Consider the following 16,650-nt stretch of genomic DNA (forward strand, 5'->3'; position numbering starts at 1 on the left):
GGCCATACGCCACTTTCTATAATGATTTCTAACCACGCAACCCCGGGATCTTGCATGAAGACAACCCAGGTATTGCCTCGCGCCATATCGGGCGCAACGCACAGATGCGGGGGGACTACAGCGTCGCCATTGCCGATGAGCGGCGAAGATAGGCGCCGATCGCGTCCGCCGGCATGGGCATGCCCAGGAAATATCCCTGCAGACGGTCGCAACCCTCTTTTCGAAGCCAGACGGCCTGACCGATCGTCTCGACGCCCTCGGCGGTCACGCGCATGCCGAGACCGTGGGCAAGGGCGATGATCGATCGGACGATCGTCTGGCTCTTTTCGTCGCTCTCCAGATCCTTGATGAAATAGCGGTCGATCTTGATCGTATCGAAGGGGAAGTTCTTGAGGTAGCTGAGCGACGAATAGAAGGTGCCGAAATCGTCGAGCGAGATCTGGATGCCGAGCACGTTGAGGGTGTTCAGCGTGTCCAGATTGTTGGTCGTGCGTTCAAGCAGCACCGATTCGGTAACTTCCAGCTCCAGCCGGTCGGCCCTCAGGCCCGCCATGTCGAGCGCCTGGGCGATCCGGTCCGTCAGGCCCTCGCGCAGGAACTCCGCCGGCGACAGGTTGACGGCGACGGTGAAATGCGACGGCCAAGTGGCAGCCTGCCGGCAGGCCTCCTCCAGCACCCATTGGCCGATCTCGTTCATCAGGCCGTCGGCTTCCGCCATCGGGATGAAGACGTTGGGCGGGATCGTGCCGACCAGCGGATGATGCCAGCGCACCAGCGCCTCGAAGCCGACGATCGAAAATGGCGGCTCGACGAGCGGCTGGTATTCGATTGAAAACTGCTTGTCCTGCAGCGCGGTGCGCAGACTGCGGCGCAGCATCTCGCGCTGTTCCAGCACGATCAGCATGGAACGGCTGAAGGTCTTTGCCCGGCCTCGTCCATCCTTCTTGGCGGCATAGAGCGCAATGTCCGCCGCCTTCATCAGTTGCTCGATGTCGTTTCCGTCGTTCGGCGCAATGGCAATGCCGATGCTGGCGCCGACGAAGACGGAGATGCCGTCGATCGTGAAAGGTTCGCTGAACGCCTCGATCAGTGCCTCGGCGAGATACTCGGCGTCCGCCGGTTGGTCGCTTTGACGCTGGATGACGGCGAATTCGTCGCCGGCCAGGCGATAGGCGACTTCGCCGTCGCGAAGGGCGCCGCGAATGCGCTCGGCCGCCATCTTGAGGACGGCGTCGCCGGCGCCGTGGCCGAGTGTGTCGTTGACCGGCTTGAAATCGTCGAGGTCGATCTGCATCAGCGCCAGCTTCTCGCCGGATGTCGGCAGGATGCTCTGCAGGTCGTCGCTGAACTGCCGTCGGTTGGGCAGGCCCGTCAGCACGTCGTGGGTCGCCTGGTGCAACAGCAGCGCACGTTCGCTTTCGCCATGGCTGCCGATCTCGCGGCGGGTCGCGCGGCCGCTCGTTTCGAGCACGCCGATGCCGCGCATGGCGCGAAAGACGAGCAGCGTGCGCCGCGACTTGGTGGCGGCGTCGACCACCTCGACGCTGCGCGGCACGCCGTAAGCGATGACGGATTCCACCGCCGCCTTGGAAACGGGCGCAAGCAATTCGGGATAGAGATGCCACAGGGTGGCATCGACAAGCGTGCCGACTTCGTAGGTTTCCTGCAGCGCCGGCGAGGCGCTGGTCAGATGAAAGGCCTCGTCATAGAACGAGAGAACCTCGTCCATATGAGCCGCAACGGGATCCTGCACTGAAGCTGAAGCAGACAAGGTTGCATCAGTGTCCGGCATGCTTGCCTTTCCCTCTCTGTTTCGAACGCGCCGGAAGAATATAAAAGCCCGCTCCAGCGGCGCTCCGTTTCGGCTCGTCCTTCTGCAAAGCTACCGCGTCGCCCGCCCGGGTCAATGCCAATAGGCTGCCTGCGATCTTACCTGTGGAAACCTCGCTTCGGAGCATGGCGAGCGCTGCTCGATATCCCTTGCCCCACACGGTTGTATATAAGCTTCCTCTTGTATCATTTGCCATCATTGCATGCAATTTGGGGCGGAACAGCTGTGGGCGTTTCGGCTCCGCCTATACGCATGTCCCATTGTGGGACGCCATATCAGCAAGGGTTTCGGGCGTCTACTGCGGCCGGTCGCGGTTAAGCAAACGACAGATACGCCCGCGCAACGGGGCCGTTGGGCTCCGTTTAAGTTTCGGTTAACCATAAAGGAAGTTTTCAGGGGATTATGTGGCTTGACCCATCCCGCGATCACCCGGAATTAAGAACCACGGGCGGGTTGGCCACCGGGTTGCCGGTGGCCAACCGCTATTAAGCTCAGTGCGTGCTCAGAATCACGTCGGTCTTCTGGAAGGTCCGGACGTCGATCAGGCCCTTGTCGGAAATGCGCAGTTCCGGAATGACGACGAGCGCCAGCAGCGAGTGCTGCATATAGGCGTTGTTCAGCCGGCAGCCACAGGCGCGCATGGCCTCGACGATGGCGGCCGCTTTCTCGGCGACGATCTCCGCTCGCTGATCCGACATCAGGCCGGCGACGGGCAGCTCGACCAGGGCCAGTTCGCGGCCTTCCTTGATGACGACGATGCCGCCGCCGACCTCGTGCAGGCGGTTGGCGGCCTTGGCCATGTCCGCCTTGTTCGTGCCGACCACGATCATATGGTGGCTGTCATGGGCGACCGTGCTCGCCATGGCGCAATCGCTGTCATAGCCGAAGCCGGAGACGAAGGCGTTGACCACGTCGCCGGTGCCGCGGTGGCGCTCGACGAGCGCGATCTGGCAGACGTCGTTGGCCCGGTCCATCTGCACGAGGCCGTTCTCGATCGCCACCTCGGCCTGAAGCGCCCGCGTCGGCGCCTGGTTCTCGACGACGCCGATGACGTTGACCCGCGCGCGCGTCGCCTGTGCGTTGGATGGGATGTCGAAATCCGCGGCGGCCAGTAACCGGCCAAGGTGGACGGTGTTGCGGGCGCTTTCCGGGTAGACATAGGCCGGGATATCGCGCGCGAGTGTGCCGTTCTCGGCCATCAGCTCGCCGCGGGCAAAGACCATTTCGATCGGCAGCGCGGCGAGGTCCGAGGTGACGATCAGATCTGCCCGGCGACCCGGTGCGATCGAGCCGATTTCGCGCTCCAGGCCGAAATGCTGGGCGGTGTTGAGCGTCGCCATCTGGATCGCGGTCACGGGTTTCAGACCTTGAGCGATGGCATGGCGCACGACGCGGTTCATGTGTCCGTCGTGCACCAGCGTGCCGGAGTGGCTATCGTCGGTGCAGAGCAGGAAGTTGCGCGGGTCGAGGCCGGATTCGGTGACGGCCTTGATCTGCGCGGCAACGTCGTACCAGGCGGAGCCGAGGCGCAACATGGCGCGCATGCCCTGGCGCACACGGGCGATCGCGTCGTCGACCGTCGTGCCTTCATGGTCGTCGGCCGGTCCGCCGGCGGCATAGGCGTGGAACTCGCGGCCGAGATGCGGCGAGGCATAGTGCCCGCCGACGGTCAGCCGCGCATCCTGGGTAGCGGCGATCTCGGCCATCATCTTCGGATCGTTTCCGGCAACGCCGGGGAAATTCATCATCTCGCCGAGACCGATGACGTTCGGCCAGGCAAGCGCCTCGGCGACATCCTGTGCTGAAAGCTCGGCGCCGGCAGTCTCAAGACCCGGGGCGCTCGGCACGCAGCTTGGTACCTGGACCAGCACGTTGATCGGCAGGCTCTGGGCTTCCTCGTTCATCAGCCGGACGCCGTCGAGGCCGAGCACATTGGCGATCTCGTGCGGGTCGATGAACATGGTGGTGGTGCCGTGCGGAATGACCGCGCGGGCAAATTCGGTGACGGTGACGAGGCCGCTCTCCACATGCATATGCGCGTCGCAGAGGCCGGGAACAAGATAGCGCCCGGCGGCGTCGACGACCTTGGTGCCTTCGCCGATCGTGTGGCTGGCATCCGGACCGACATAGGCGAAGCGGCCGGCTTTGACGGCGATGTCGGTGCCGGGGATGATTTCGCCGGAGTAGACGTTGACCCATTTGCCGTTGCGGATCACGAGATCGGCGGGCTTGCGGCCCATGGCGACGTCGACCAGTTCGGGTGCGGTCTTCGACCAGGATTGAAGCATGACTGTTTCCTTCGGATGGGCGATGTCGGCGCCCTTGCATTAAGGGCGCCGTCGGATTTTCTGGCGGTTACTGGGTCTGGGCGACGAGCGCTGCGGCGAGCAGTGCCACGAGCCACATGACCGGTCTTACATCGCCAGCCCGGCCGCAGACCAGCTTGATCAGCACATAGGCGATGATCGCAAGCGACAGGCCGAGCGTGATCGAGAAGGTGAGCGGGATCAATACGATCGCAAGGAAGGCCGGGATCGCCTCGTCGAGCGCGCTCCAGCGGATGTTGCTGATAGGCTCGGACATGAAGAGGCCGGTGAGGATCAGCACCGGTGCGGTCGCAACCGCCGGCACCAGAGAAAGCAGCGGCGACAAAAACAGGAAGGGCACGAAGAGCAGACCCGCGACCAGCGCGACGAGACCGGTGCGTCCACCCTGCTGGATGCCGGCGCCGGATTCGAGATAGACGGTCGCCGGGCTGGTGCCGAGCGGTGCGGAAATCAGTGCCGCGATGGCGTCGACATGCATCGATTCCCGGATGTTGCGGGGCATGCCGTTTTCATCCTTGAGGTCTGCCGCTTCCGCGAGGCCAAGGAAGGTCGAGAGCGCCTCGATGAAGTTGGTGAACAGGAAGACAAAGATGAAGGGCAGGTAGATCAGGTTCAGCGCGCCCAGGAGATCGATCTGGCCGACGAAGCTGAAATCCGGTGCAGCGGAGAAACCGCTCCAGTTGACCAGCGTGTGCACATCCGGCGTCTCCGGCCAAAACGCGCTGCCGTCGCCCCACCAGCGACCGATCGGGATCGAGAGAATAGTGGTGAGGATCATGCCGGCCATCATCGCGCCCGGAACCCGCCGCACCACCAGCGCCACCGTGAGCACGAAGCCGGCGATGAAGGTGAGGGTGACCGGGTTGAACTGCGTGAGACCAACGATCGTGTCGGGGTTGGCGACGATGAACTTGGCGTTTTCCAGGCCGATCAGCGCGATGAAGAGGCCGATGCCGCAGGCGATGCCATAGCGCAGATCGACCGGGATCGCCTCGATGATCGTCTGGCGCAGATTGAAGAACGCCATGACGGTAAAGAGCACGCCGGCCCAGAAGACGCAGCCAAGCGCGACCTCGAGCGGCACTTTGGCGCCGACCACCATGGTGTAGGCAAAGAGCGCGTTGATGCCCATGCCCGGCGCCACCAGAATGGGGCTGCGCGCATAAAGCCCCATGGCGCAGCTGCCGATGAAACTGACGAGCACCGTCGCCGTCACGCCGGCCGAAAATGGAATGCCGGCATGCGCCAGGATCGAGGGATTGACGACGATGACGTAGGAGGCGGCGAGGAAGGTGGTGAGGCCTGCGAGGATCTCGGTGCGGACGGTCGAGCCGAGCCGCGAAATCTGGAAGTAGCGGTCGAGCAGCGCTGCGAGCCAGGATGTCTCCGGGCTTAGTGCCGCCTCCACGGACTTGTTCTGATAGTTCATCTTGTTCCCCTTTTTTTGAACGAAGAAGGGGGCCGGCATGACCGGCCCCCTTCCAAGGCATCATTCCGCAGCGACGGCGCGCTCGTCCCCACCGGCGGGCGAAAACGGCGAGATCACCTTCAGCCCGACGCAGTCGACGACACCGAGATCGGTGATCGCATATTCCGGGATCGCCGTGATCTGCAACACGAACATGTACATGAAGGGCCAGGGCAGCGGGCAGCCGAGCGCGCGGGCCGCGTCGTCGAGCTGGTCTTCCAGCGCTGCCATCTCGGCCGGCTCGATGTCGGAAACGATGCCGCCGATCGGCAGGTGCAGGAAGGCCTCGACCTTGCCGTTCCTGACCACGACCTGGCCGCCATTGTTGGCGATCAGGTGGTTGATGGCGATACGCATATCCTCGAGATCGGCGCCGATGCAGATGATGTTGTTGTCATCGGGCGCAGTGGAGCTGGCGATCGCGCCTTGCTTGAGGCCGAAGCCGGAGGCAAAGGCGACCGGACGGTTGCTCGTCTTGCCGTAGCGTTCGACGACGGTGACGTATTGCACGTCCCGTGCGGGGTCGGCGAGCACCTGGCCGTCCTCGACCGCAAGCGTCACGTCGCGGCGAGTGCGCACGAAGATCTTTTCCGGGGTGACGGCGATCGCCATGGCGTCTGCCGTCTCGCCGGCGCCGTGATAGGCGACCTTGAGATCGCCGGGCTGAAGCGGCGAGACCTTCACCGAGTTCAGAAGTGCGACGCTGCGCTGCGGCGGGATCAGTTCGATCGCCATCTTGCCGTTGCGGGCGACGACTTCACCCTTGGCGACGACGGTTTCGATGGTGAAGTTGCGCAGGTCGTCGACGAGCAGGATGTCGGCCGCGCGGCCGGGCGAGATCGAGCCGACCTTGTCGTCGATGCGGAGCGCATCGGCGCCGTTGATCGTCGCCATCTGGATCGCCGCCATCGGCGAAATGCCCATGGCGATCGCCATGCGCACCATGTTGTCGAGATGGCCGCGCTTAAGGATGTCGCTTGCTACCACGTCATCGGTGCAGAAGCTGATGCGGCGCAGCGCCTTAACGCCCATTTCCGTGACGATGCGCAGGTTGTCGGCGAGGAAGTGCGAGATCGAGGATTCTCGTACAACGACATGCATGCCGGCGCGCAGCTTTTCGAGCATTTCTTCCGGCGTGTAGCTCTCGTGGTCGGCGCGAACGCCGGACTGCTGGTAGCCGTTGAGCCGCGCGCCACGGGTCATCGGGCAGCAGCCGAGAACCGGCAGGCGGCTCTTTTCGGCGAGTTCGAGCGCCGCGAGCACGTCGGCGTCCTCCTCCTGGATGAACTCGCGCACGGTTTCCCATATGCCGACGCATTCCGGCCAGTGGTGCGTCGCCTGGTGGTCGGCCGGGCTGAAATAGTGGCCGACGGTCGAGCGCGGCATGGTGTAGGGCGTCTTGCACGGCGCGCCCCAGAAGACCTTGAGTGGCGTCTGTTTTGCCTCGTCGAGGAACTCGCGCGCCGCGGCCGGGCCGCCGACGACGATGATCTGGTCGAGGCCGGTGACGATCGAGGTGGTGCCGAGCGGCACGACGGCCTTGGCAAAGCTCGTCAACGACATCTTCGAGCATTCGACATGCAGATGCCCGTCGATCATGCCGGGTGCCAGGTATTTGCCGGTGGCATCGACGATCCTGGTCTCTGGCCCGATATAGTCGGAGATGTCGCCGACGGCGATGATCCGTTCGCCATAGATCGCGACGTCGGCCTGATAGATCTCTTCGGAGACGACGTTGACGAGGCGACCGCCGCGGATCGCCAACGTTGCCTTGCCGCCGGTGCCCGATGCGGCGCGAATGAATTCTCTGATATCGCTCACTGGAACCTCTTCTCCCTTAGCTCCAGTGAATATTCCCAATTCCCAGTCGTTTACACAATGGGCCGAAATAGGCTATTCTCTGGACATATCGTGCAAGATTTTGGACGAAATATGGATCTCTCGCTCATAGACTGTTTCGTGAAAGTTGCGGATTCCCGCTCGATTTCTGCGGCTTCCAGGCGCTATCGCCTGCCGAAATCAACACTCAGCCACAAGATCCGGCAATTGGAGGATGAGTTCGGCATCGAGCTCTTCGTGCGCGAGGGTCATCAGTTGCATGTGACCGACGCGGGCGCGGAGTTCCTGCGCTACGCCCGGCTCATTCAGTCGAATTGCGACGATGCGGCAACCGCGATGGCGGAGATGCGCCAGGAGGTGGCGGGCACCCTGCGCGTGGGCTCGACCGGCGAGTTCGGCACGACGATCACCTCGGAACTGCTCTATGCCTTTCGCCAGCAATATCCGCAGGTCAATCTCGACGTTGTGTTCCTGTCCTCGCGCCAGCCATTCTCCGACGTTACCGAACAGGCGCTCGACGGCATCTTCCATTGGGGCGAGCCGTCCGATGTCGACTACATCAGCCGCAGACTTTCGGTCTCGTCCTATGGCCTCTTCGCCAGCCCGCACTACATCGCCCGGCATGGCCAGCCGGATAATCCGGATGCGCTCGCCGGCCATCGCGGCCTCGTCTTCCGCCAGCCGACGCGGCTGCAGTCCTGGTATCTGACACAGTCAGGTGAAGACGAGGTGGACCTGCTGCCGACGGCGACCTGCACAACCAACGACTACTGGACGATCAAGTATTTCGCCGTCGCCGGTGAGGGCATCGCCTATCTGCCCGACTTTTTCGTCGAGACCGAGCGGCAAGCCGGCCTGCTGGAGCCGGTGCTATCGGACTGGCGCTCGCCGCAGACGGCGATCAACCTCATCTATTCGCGCCGCCGGCACGTCTCGAAGCGGTTCAAGGCCTTCGTCGACTTCTGCATCGACTTCTACCGCGACCGGGACCGGGTGAAGATCCCGCGCTACTACGTGGAGCGCGTCAGCCTCTAGAGGCGAGGCGGGGCAGCGCCATGCAGCGGCGTCTCTAGCCCAGCAACGAAGGCAGCGCGCTGGCGCCGTCGACATTGCCGCCACAAAGCAGGATGACGTTGGTCTGGCCGGTGCACCTCGCCGCGATCTGCCGGAAGCCGGCAAGTGCGAGAGCTGCCGCCCCCTCTACCAGCATATGCTCGTCGAGCAGCAGGTCCCGCATTGCGGCCGCGATCTCTGCTTCCGAGCAGGTCACGACCTCATCGACCACGGCCATCGACAATGGGAGGGTCACGCTGTCTTCGTCGAGACCGCCGGCAACGGCATCGGCGAGCGTTTCGAGGTGTTCGGTTTCGACCACCCGGCCGGCCCTTATCGAGGCCGCAAGCGCTGCCGAATTTGCAGCGGACACGCCGATGACGCGAGTATGCGGGCGGAAACTCTTCAGCACCGAGCCGATGCCGCTGATCAGTCCGCCGCCGCCCATGGCGATGAAGACATTGTCGATGCGTTCGGCTTGCTCAAGGAGTTCAAGTGCGATCGTGCCCTGGCCGGCGATGATTTCCGGGTCGTTGTAGGGCGAGACGTAGCCGAGCTTTTCGGTCGCGGCCAGCTGCTGCGCATGCTGTTCGGCAAGCCCGGTTTCGGAACCGTGAAGGACGACCTCGACGCCGTAGGCGCGGATGTGCTCCAGCTTCGCCGGCTTGACAATCTCGGGCAGCACCACCGTCAGCTTCTGGCCGATCGCGCTTGCCGCATGGGCAGTACCGATGCCGTGATTGCCGGAGGAGGCAGTGATCACCCGCTGGTCCCTTGGCAGCGAGGTCATCTTGCTCGCAGCCCCCCGGATCTTGAAGGAGCCGGTCAGCTGCAGGTTTTCCGCCTTGAACAGTACCGTCGAGGCTGTCTGCGGACCGATCGCGCGCGACGGGATCAGTGGCGTCTCGTAGATGAAGGGGCGGATGCGCTGGCGTGCGCGGACAGCGCGCGCGGCCGTTTCGAAGACGTCTTTGGTCATGCGGTTGTTCCTTGCGAACGGCCGAGCAAGCCGAGTTCATCGAGCACCGTGCGGGCAATGGCGATGTCCTGCGTCGCGATCCCTGTCAGGTCGGCGATGGTGATGTCGTTGTCCGAACGTCGACCTTCGGCCGCACCGGAAAGGACCGCGCCGAGGGCGACACAGCGTTCCTCCTGGATCACCACGGCCCGAGCCGCTGCAGAAAATTCCCCGTGGTCCAGGCATTGCTCGGCGAGATCGACAAAGAGGCGGTCGGCGCGGGCAACGAGGGCAGTTTCGAGCTCCTGCTTGCCGGGTGCGTCCGCGCCCATGGCGGTGATATGGGTGCTAGGCCCGATCCAGGCCGATCGGATCAGCGGCTTCTTCGATGGCGTCGTGGTTACGATTGCATCGGACTGGCGGCAGAGCGCTTCGAGATCGGTTGTCGCAGCGATGGGAAGGCCGAGGTCCGCGAGGTCGGCAAGCACGGCGTTCGCCCGTTCCATTGATCGCCCCCAGACCGTGAACCGCAATGGACGATTCGAAAGGGAGGCAAGCGCCCGGATCTGGATGCGCGCCTGCGTGCCGGCGCCGACGATCCCGATCGAGCCGGCGTCCTTGCGCCAGAGCGCCGTGGTCGCGATCGCACCGCCGAGACCGGTGCGAAGATCGGTGAGGAGACCCTTGTCGTCGAGCACGGCCACCACGTCGCCGGTCTCTGTCGAGACCGCAACCATCATGCCGGTGCTCGACGGCAGTCCCTTGGCCGGATTGTCGTAGAAGCCGGAGGCGATCTTCACGACGAAGATTGGATCGCCTTCGATGTAGCCGTATTTGATGTGGCAATCGGCGTTGCGACCGGGAAGCGGCAGATAGCCGACCGGCGGCAGATTGGCGCGACCGTCGGTGACGGCGATATAGGCGTCGCGGATGGCCGGTGCCGCGAGCGTCAGCAACGGCAGCTCGGCCAGCCTTTCTCGATCGATGACGATCATGGCGCGCTCCCCTGGCTCAGATATTTGTAGACGGTCGCCCGGCCCATGCCGAGGATGCGCGAGATGTAGGAGGCGGCATTCTTGCCGCCGAAGGCGCCATCAGCAGAAAGGGCGATCACCAGCGCCTGCTTGTCGTTGCGGCTCAGGCTCGAGACTGTCAGCCCGCGCGCCGCGGTCCATTGCTGCACATATTCGTTGACGCGCTCGTGCCAGTCTTCCTTGAACAGGCTTTCGGGCTTGTCTGCGTCGATGGGAACGCGGACGAGCGCGTTGAGCGTGCGGAGTGCTGCGTGAAAGTCGGAGACATCGGCATTGATGCAGAGTACGCCGATCGCCTTGCCGTCCGCGTCTCGCAGCACGGCGCTGATCGCCTTGATCGAGCGTCCGTCCCAATTGACCTTCTCGTAGGGGCCGATGATCGCATCGCCTTGGCTGAAGCCGATTTCGCTCAGCAGCGAAGCTTCGCCGATCTCGCGCTTGGAGAAGTTGCCAGCGATATGGACGACGGTTTCAGTCGCCAGATCGTGCAGCACGACCTCGGCATAGGGCTGGAACAGCAAGGCGATCGCGTCGCAGACCAGGCAATAGGGGCGGAGTTCTGGAGTCACGGCGTTCCTCTTCCTCGATAGCAATCCATAAATCATGCGTAGACGAAAAAGTCTAGATTGGATTTATAGTCTGAATACTGCTTAAAACGACAACGGCGGCGCGCGATGGGCTCGCGCGCCGCTTTCCAAGCAGCCGACGGGGAGGGGGATCAGCTAGCTCGTGGCGGTCTTGACGACCTTCGTCTGCCTCCAGCCGGCGACGAGTGGCATCACGGCCATGGCGCCCGCCAGGATCCAGAGAATGATCGAGATCTTGCTCTGGAACAGAATCGAGATATCGCCGCCGCTGATCGCCAGCGCATTGCGCAGGTTCACCTCCATCACATGGCCGAGCACGAACCCGAGGATGATCGGCGCCATGTCGAAGCCGGCCTTTCGAAGCAGCCAGCCGATGATGCCGATGCCGAGCATCAGGAGGATCGAGAACACCGAGGCGTGGGTGGAATAGACGCCGACAACCGACAGCACGAGGATGCCCGGAACCAGCAGCCAGTTCGGTACCGTCAAGACGCGGGCGAAGATGTTGACGAGCGGCAGGTTGAGGAGAAGCAAGAGCACGTTGCCGATGAAGAGCGATGCGACGAGACCGCCGACCACTTCCGGCCGCTCGGTGATCAGCATCGGGCCCGGCTGGATGTTGTAGAGCATCAATGCGCCGAGCATGACGGCGGTCGTGCCGGAGCCGGGCACGCCGAGCGTCAGCATCGGCACGAAGGCGCCGCAGGCGGTGGCGTTGTTGGCAGCCTCAGGGGCCGTGAGACCTCGTACGTCGCCCTTGCCGAAGGTGCCTTCGCTGTCGGAGATGCGCTTCTCCGTGGTGTAGGAAACGGCGCTCGAAACCGATGCGCCGGTGCCCGGCAACACGCCAACGATGAAGCCGATGACCGAACCACGCAGCGTCGCACCGATCGATTTGCGGATGTCGTCGAGGCGGGCGGTCATGCGGCCGAGTTCGCGGATGACCGTGACGCCGCTTGCCTGGTGTTCGAGGATCAGCAGCGCCTCGGATACCGAGAAGAGACCGATGACCAGCACGACGAATTCGATGCCGTCGCCGAGTTCCGGCTCGTTGAAGGTGAAGCGATAGGCGCCGGAGGTGGCGTCGAGCCCGACGGTAGCAAGCATCAGGCCGAGCGTGCAGCCGATCAGCGTCTTTACCGGCTGGCTACCGACCATGGAACCGAGGGTCGCGAAGGCAAAGACCATCAGCACGAAGTATTCGGCCGGGCCGAAGCCGATGGCGAGGCCCGCAAGCAGCGGCGCGAACAGCGCCAGCCCGACGGCGCCGAAGACCCCGCCGACGAAGGAGGAGAGGCCGGAGAGCATCAACGCTTCGCCGGCGCGGCCCTGGCGGGCCATCGGGTTGCCGTCGAGCGCCGTCATGACGGCGCCGGCATCGCCCGGCACGTTCAGAAGGATCGAGGAAATGCGGCCGCCATATTCGGCCCCGCAATAGACGGCGGCGAGCAGGATCATCGTGCTTTCGGCCGGCAGGCCCATCGTATAGGCGATCGGGATCAGCAGCGCGATGCCGTTGATCGGCCCGATCGCCGGCAGCGCGCCGACCAGGGTGCCGATGAAGCAGCCTGCAAGACCGATGAGCAGGTTCTGCAGGGTCAGGGCGACGGTAAAACCGTTCCAGAGGTAATCGAGATTCATTGAGATCACTCCATAACCGGCGGATCAGCCAAACAGCCGGCCGGCGGGCAGATAGACGTCGAGCAGGTAGGAAAAGACGAACCACCAGAGGGCGGCTTGCCCGACGCCGCCAATCAGCGCGAGACGCAGCGGCGCGCCGAAGATCCAGCCGACGCCGAAGGTCAGCAGGAAGATCGAGGCGGCGAAGCCGGCGGGCTCCAGAAGCAGTGCCGATGCAAGAAGCAGGAGCGGTACTGCAATGATCTTCACGAGAAGCTGCCCCTGCGGAAAGGCTTCGGTCGTTCCCGGGCTTTTCAGGTAGAAGAGGCAAAGCACCGAGAGGGTGATGGCGAGCAGCACCGGCACGACGCGTGGACCGAGCGGGTCCGAGGCGAAGGCATATTCGATCTGGCTGCCGCCGATGCCATAGGCAATCGCCAGCGCGAGCATCAAGAGCCCGCCGACCCTGCCGATGCGGGAGGATGAGGAAGTGGTGTCTGACATGGTTCTGTTCCCGATGTTTACGCCAGGGAACGGGTCTTCAATCCGGCCGGATGAGACGACCGGCAGGAGGAGCCCGTAAAGTGGTGGCAAACAAGCGGAGCGGGAGACTGTCCCGCTCCACCGTCCGGCTTACATGCCGGCTTCCTTGGCGATGATCTTGAAGCGTGCCACGTCCGCCTTGACCTGCTGGTCGAAGGCGTCGCCCACCTGGGTGTATTCGTAGAGGCCGCGCGCCTCGCGCTCCTTCACGAATTCCGGCGTTGCGGCGAGCTTGGTGAAGGCATCGGCCCACCATTTGTAGTCGGCGTCGGAGACGTCCTTGCCGACGTAGTAGCCGCGCCAGACCGGCCATTCGATGTCGACGCCCTGTTCTTTGGCGGTCGGCACTTCGGCGAGTTCGCCCGGCAGGCGATCGGGCGCCATGACCGCGAGCACGCGGACCTTGCCGGCCGCATGGTGCTTGGACATTTCCGCCGCATCGCCGGCACCGACCTTGACGTGGCCGCCTTCGAGCGCCGTCAGTACTGCGCCGCCGCCTTCAAGCGCGACGTAGCGCATCTGCTTCGGCTCCTGTCCCGCAGCTTTTGCCAAGAGCGAGCCCTTCATCCAGTCCTGCGAGCCGACAGCGCCGCCGCCGGCGACTGACAAGTCGGTCGGGCTTGCCTTGTAGGCGGCGATCAGCTCGCCGAGGCTCTTGTAGGGGGAATCCGCGGCGACCACGAGCACGCCGTAGTCGGCGCCGAGCGCGCCGAGCCAGCGCACGGCGTTTTCGTCATATTGCCCGAACTTGCCCTGGGCGATCAGGAGCGCCGAGCCGGAGGAAGCAGCGGTGATCAGGTTGCCGTCGGCGCCGCGCTTGCCGATGACATGGTTGTAGGCAACCGCACCGACGCCGCCTTCCATATAGGTAACGGCCATCGGCTTGCCGATGATCTTGGCTTCGAGCAGCGCATTGGCGGCAAGCCGGCAGGTAAGGTCGAAGCCACCGCCGGGCTTGGCGCCGGCCAGGCACTCGGGCTTCGACGGCTCCGCACCGGCGGGCGATGCCACGGCGGCGAAAAAGCCGGCCGCCAGAAGGGTCTTCACAAAGGTTCGGGTCATGGTCTCTCTCCCATCCATGAGTTCTTCTTTCAAAGGCGCTATCGCGCGCCTGCCTCCACCGTGACATCCAGGATCCGGACGGCATCGACCCGCATCGACGGACCGCGTAGCGGCCGCCTGAAAATGCCTCGGCGATGATTGTCCTCCAGACCCTGGCCGCATCTCCCGTTGTGGCGATCAGGCAGTCCTCTTTCCTCCGCGAACCTGTCACCACGCTGTCACGAAAGCGGTCAAATCCGCCGGGTTGATCGGTGAAATCTTCCGTGTCACTGCTTGCCCATGCGCATCTTTCTGGTGGAGGACACGAGGGATGTCGGGGAGGCAATCAGCCGGCGACTGGAAAAGGTCGGGCACACCGTCGATTGGCAGACGGACGGTCAAGCCGCCGCCGACATACTCGAATTTACCGACTATGATCTCGTGATCCTCGACGTCATGTTGCCGGGGCTCGACGGGTTTGAGATCCTGCGCCATCTGCGCGCCCGGAAAAAGACGACGCCGGTGCTGGTGCTGACGGCGCGTTCTGAAATTGAGGACCGGGTCGGCGCGCTGGACCTTGGCGCCGACGACTATCTCGTCAAGCCGTTCGATTTCCGCGAGCTCGAAGCGCGCACGCGCGTGCTCCTGCGCCGCCGCCAGGGCGACCCGACCAACCTCATCGAGTGCGGCGATCTGGTGCTCGACCGCAACAGCCGCTCCGTGCGGGTCGGCAACCGCGAGGTCCAGCTCAAGCGGCGCGAGATCACGCTTCTCGAAGTGCTGGCCGCCCGGCCGGGCCGGGTTTTCAGCAAGGACGAACTGCTCGATCGGCTCTTCGGTTTCGACGAAAACGTCAACCCCAACGCCGTCGAACTCTATGTCGGAAGGCTGCGCAAGAAGATCGAGGGCTCGTCGGTGCGCATCGTCACCATCCGCGGTCTCGGCTATCAACTGGTGGCCGATGAAGCGGCGTGAAACCTCGCTCTTCTGGCGGCTCGTGCTGCGCGTGGCGCTGGTGCTTTGTGGTGGTGCGACGCTGCTTTCCGCCGCCGCCTGGTACTATGCCCGCGCGGCCGCCGACGATGCCTATGACCGGCTGCTCCTCGGGGCGGCGATCCAGATCACCGCGAACATGACTGTGGATGCGGGCAATCTGGGTGTAACGCTTCCGTCGTCGGCCTTCGAGTTGCTTGGCCTTGCCGAGCGCGACCGCATTTTCTATCGCGTGGTTGGCCCCGACGGCCGAACCTTGACCGGCTACGACGATCTCGACATCGGCATAAACGTCACCGCGGCGCGGGCCGGCCCGGTGTTCCTGACGACGGAATATCGCAACGTGCCGGTCCGCGTGGCCGTGGTCTCGCGGGCGCTTTCGGATCCGTCCTTCTCCGGCTGGGCCTATGTGGTCATGGCGCAGACGACCGAAGCGCGGCGCGGGCTTGCCGGGGAATTGACGACCCGCGCCATGATCCTCGTCGGCATCATGAGCCTGCTTGCGCTTGCCGGCACCGTGCTTGCCATCCGCTATTCACTGCTGCCCGTCGATGCCCTTGCCGCGACGCTGCGTGCCCGCGATCCGCAGGATCTGACCCCCGTCGAGGCCGACATGCCCAGGGAGCTCAAGCCTTTCGTCGGGTCGATCAATCACTTCATGGGCCGCCTCGACGAGCGCGTCACCTTGCTTCAGCGCTTCATCGCCGATGCGGCGCATCAGATACGCACGCCGCTGACAGCCCTTTCGGCACAGGTCGACATGCTCGAAGACGACGACCTCGACGTCAACCGCAAGCGGCATCTCGGGCGCGTGCGGGACCGCGTCAGCCAGCTGGCGCGCCTCACCAACCAGTTGCTCAGCCATGCCATGGTCATCCACCGGTCCGATTCCGTGCGCTTCAAGCCCGTCGACCTTGGCGATATCGCCCGGAAGGCTTTCCGCTCGACGGTGCCGATTACAGTCGACCCGGACGTCGTCGTTTCCTTCGAGGACAGTGCCGAGCCGGTCTTCGTGCGCGGCGATGCGGTGAGCCTGCGTGAGGCGATAGCCAATATCATCGACAACGCGCTGCAGCATGGTGTCGAGCAACGGCTGGCCGTGCGCGTGAGGCGCGAGGATGACCGGGCCCTGGTGGAGGTCGCCGACGACGGTCCCGGCATTCCGCCAGCAGAATGGGCGGCGGTCACGACGCGGTTCGTCAGTTCCAAGACGGGAGAGGGAAGCATGGGGCTCGGCTTTGCAATCGCGGCGGAGGTGGCGCTGGCGCATCGCGGCACAGTTCGGTTTCTGGAGAAAGGCGCGCGCGACTTCACGGTCATTCTCGATGTTCCCCTTTATCGGGAGGGAACATGAGG

13 protein-coding genes are annotated in these 16,650 nt (G+C 64.0%); 3 read left to right on the plus strand and 10 right to left on the minus strand.

Annotated features, from left to right (window positions below):
* Positions 1–115: 115 nt before the first annotated feature.
* From BLU15_RS25165 to BLU15_RS25180, 4 genes are all read right to left on the minus strand, one after another.
* Positions 116–1,792, minus strand: coding sequence for a putative bifunctional diguanylate cyclase/phosphodiesterase (locus BLU15_RS25165; RefSeq protein WP_060606168.1), 1,677 nt, complete (start codon positions 1,790–1,792; stop codon positions 116–118).
* A 530-nt stretch (positions 1,793–2,322) separates the two neighbouring features.
* Positions 2,323–4,119: an adenine deaminase gene (ade, locus tag BLU15_RS25170; RefSeq protein WP_090299101.1), complete on the minus strand. Its 1,797-nt coding sequence runs from the start codon at positions 4,117–4,119 to the stop codon at positions 2,323–2,325.
* Between the two features lie 67 nt (positions 4,120–4,186).
* Entirely contained in the window at positions 4,187–5,587 is a 1,401-nt protein-coding gene (locus BLU15_RS25175; protein WP_090299238.1) for an NCS2 family permease, read from the minus strand.
* Positions 5,588–5,647: 60 nt separating this feature from the next.
* Positions 5,648–7,447 (minus strand): adenine deaminase, encoded by a 1,800-nt coding sequence (locus BLU15_RS25180; protein ID WP_090299104.1) that lies wholly within the window; start codon positions 7,445–7,447, stop codon positions 5,648–5,650.
* Positions 7,448–7,558: 111 nt separating this feature from the next.
* Between BLU15_RS25180 and BLU15_RS25185 the strand changes: the two genes are divergently transcribed.
* Positions 7,559–8,500: a LysR family transcriptional regulator gene (locus BLU15_RS25185; RefSeq protein WP_090299107.1), complete on the plus strand. Its 942-nt coding sequence runs from the start codon at positions 7,559–7,561 to the stop codon at positions 8,498–8,500.
* 34 nt (positions 8,501–8,534) lie between these two features.
* On the opposite strand, the gene BLU15_RS25190 is transcribed toward BLU15_RS25185, so the two are convergent.
* The 6 genes from BLU15_RS25190 to BLU15_RS25215 form a co-directional block, all read right to left on the minus strand.
* Positions 8,535–9,497, minus strand: a complete 963-nt coding sequence (locus tag BLU15_RS25190; protein ID WP_090299109.1) for a pyridoxal-phosphate dependent enzyme — start codon at positions 9,495–9,497, stop codon at positions 8,535–8,537.
* Complete coding sequence (locus tag BLU15_RS25195; protein WP_090299112.1) at positions 9,494–10,471, minus strand: ornithine cyclodeaminase family protein; 978 nt, start codon at positions 10,469–10,471, stop codon at positions 9,494–9,496. Before BLU15_RS25195 ends, BLU15_RS25190 begins: the two co-directional genes overlap by 4 nt.
* Entirely contained in the window at positions 10,468–11,079 is a 612-nt protein-coding gene (locus tag BLU15_RS25200) for a helix-turn-helix transcriptional regulator (RefSeq protein ID WP_226020738.1), read from the minus strand. Before BLU15_RS25200 ends, BLU15_RS25195 begins: the two co-directional genes overlap by 4 nt.
* A gap of 153 nt (positions 11,080–11,232) precedes the next feature.
* Positions 11,233–12,738 carry a tripartite tricarboxylate transporter permease gene (locus BLU15_RS25205; protein WP_090299117.1) on the minus strand — a complete coding sequence of 502 codons (1,506 nt, stop codon included), beginning with the start codon at positions 12,736–12,738 and terminating at the stop codon, positions 11,233–11,235.
* A gap of 24 nt (positions 12,739–12,762) precedes the next feature.
* On the minus strand, positions 12,763–13,221 hold the full coding sequence (locus tag BLU15_RS25210) for a tripartite tricarboxylate transporter TctB family protein (RefSeq protein ID WP_060606191.1): 459 nt from the start codon (positions 13,219–13,221) through the stop codon (positions 12,763–12,765).
* A gap of 129 nt (positions 13,222–13,350) precedes the next feature.
* The gene (locus BLU15_RS25215; RefSeq protein ID WP_090299120.1) at positions 13,351–14,322 is read right to left on the minus strand and encodes a Bug family tripartite tricarboxylate transporter substrate binding protein; all 972 of its coding nucleotides are present in this window, start codon (positions 14,320–14,322) and stop codon (positions 13,351–13,353) included.
* A gap of 279 nt (positions 14,323–14,601) precedes the next feature.
* On the opposite strand from BLU15_RS25215, the gene BLU15_RS25220 reads away from it, so the two are divergent.
* Both BLU15_RS25220 and BLU15_RS25225 read left to right on the plus strand, forming a co-directional pair.
* On the plus strand, positions 14,602–15,276 hold the full coding sequence (locus BLU15_RS25220) for a response regulator transcription factor (protein ID WP_034790222.1): 675 nt from the start codon (positions 14,602–14,604) through the stop codon (positions 15,274–15,276).
* On the plus strand, positions 15,263–16,648 hold the full coding sequence (locus BLU15_RS25225) for a sensor histidine kinase (protein ID WP_090299122.1): 1,386 nt from the start codon (positions 15,263–15,265) through the stop codon (positions 16,646–16,648). Before BLU15_RS25220 ends, BLU15_RS25225 begins: the two co-directional genes overlap by 14 nt.
* The last annotated feature ends 2 nt before the right edge of the window (positions 16,649–16,650 follow it).

It is taken from the genome of Ensifer sp. YR511 (assembly GCF_900103045.1).
GTDB lineage: Bacteria > Pseudomonadota > Alphaproteobacteria > Rhizobiales > Rhizobiaceae > Ensifer > Ensifer adhaerens.

Bases quoted from the DNA above. Each gene is read 5' to 3' on its own strand.
- BLU15_RS25165 (WP_060606168.1), bottom strand. From the start codon at position 1,792: ATGCCGGACACTGATGCAACCTTGTCTGCTTCAGCTTCAGTGCAGGAT.
- ade (WP_090299101.1), bottom strand. From the start codon at position 4,119: ATGCTTCAATCCTGGTCGAAGACCGCACCCGAACTGGTCGACGTCGCC.
- BLU15_RS25175 (WP_090299238.1), bottom strand. From the start codon at position 5,587: ATGAACTATCAGAACAAGTCCGTGGAGGCGGCACTAAGCCCGGAGACA.
- BLU15_RS25185 (WP_090299107.1), top strand. From the start codon at position 7,559: ATGGATCTCTCGCTCATAGACTGTTTCGTGAAAGTTGCGGATTCCCGC.
- BLU15_RS25190 (WP_090299109.1), bottom strand. From the start codon at position 9,497: ATGACCAAAGACGTCTTCGAAACGGCCGCGCGCGCTGTCCGCGCACGC.
- BLU15_RS25195 (WP_090299112.1), bottom strand. From the start codon at position 10,471: ATGATCGTCATCGATCGAGAAAGGCTGGCCGAGCTGCCGTTGCTGACG.
- BLU15_RS25205 (WP_090299117.1), bottom strand. From the start codon at position 12,738: ATGAATCTCGATTACCTCTGGAACGGTTTTACCGTCGCCCTGACCCTG.
- BLU15_RS25210 (WP_060606191.1), bottom strand. From the start codon at position 13,221: ATGTCAGACACCACTTCCTCATCCTCCCGCATCGGCAGGGTCGGCGGG.
- BLU15_RS25215 (WP_090299120.1), bottom strand. From the start codon at position 14,322: ATGACCCGAACCTTTGTGAAGACCCTTCTGGCGGCCGGCTTTTTCGCC.
- BLU15_RS25220 (WP_034790222.1), top strand. From the start codon at position 14,602: ATGCGCATCTTTCTGGTGGAGGACACGAGGGATGTCGGGGAGGCAATC.
- BLU15_RS25225 (WP_090299122.1), top strand. From the start codon at position 15,263: ATGAAGCGGCGTGAAACCTCGCTCTTCTGGCGGCTCGTGCTGCGCGTG.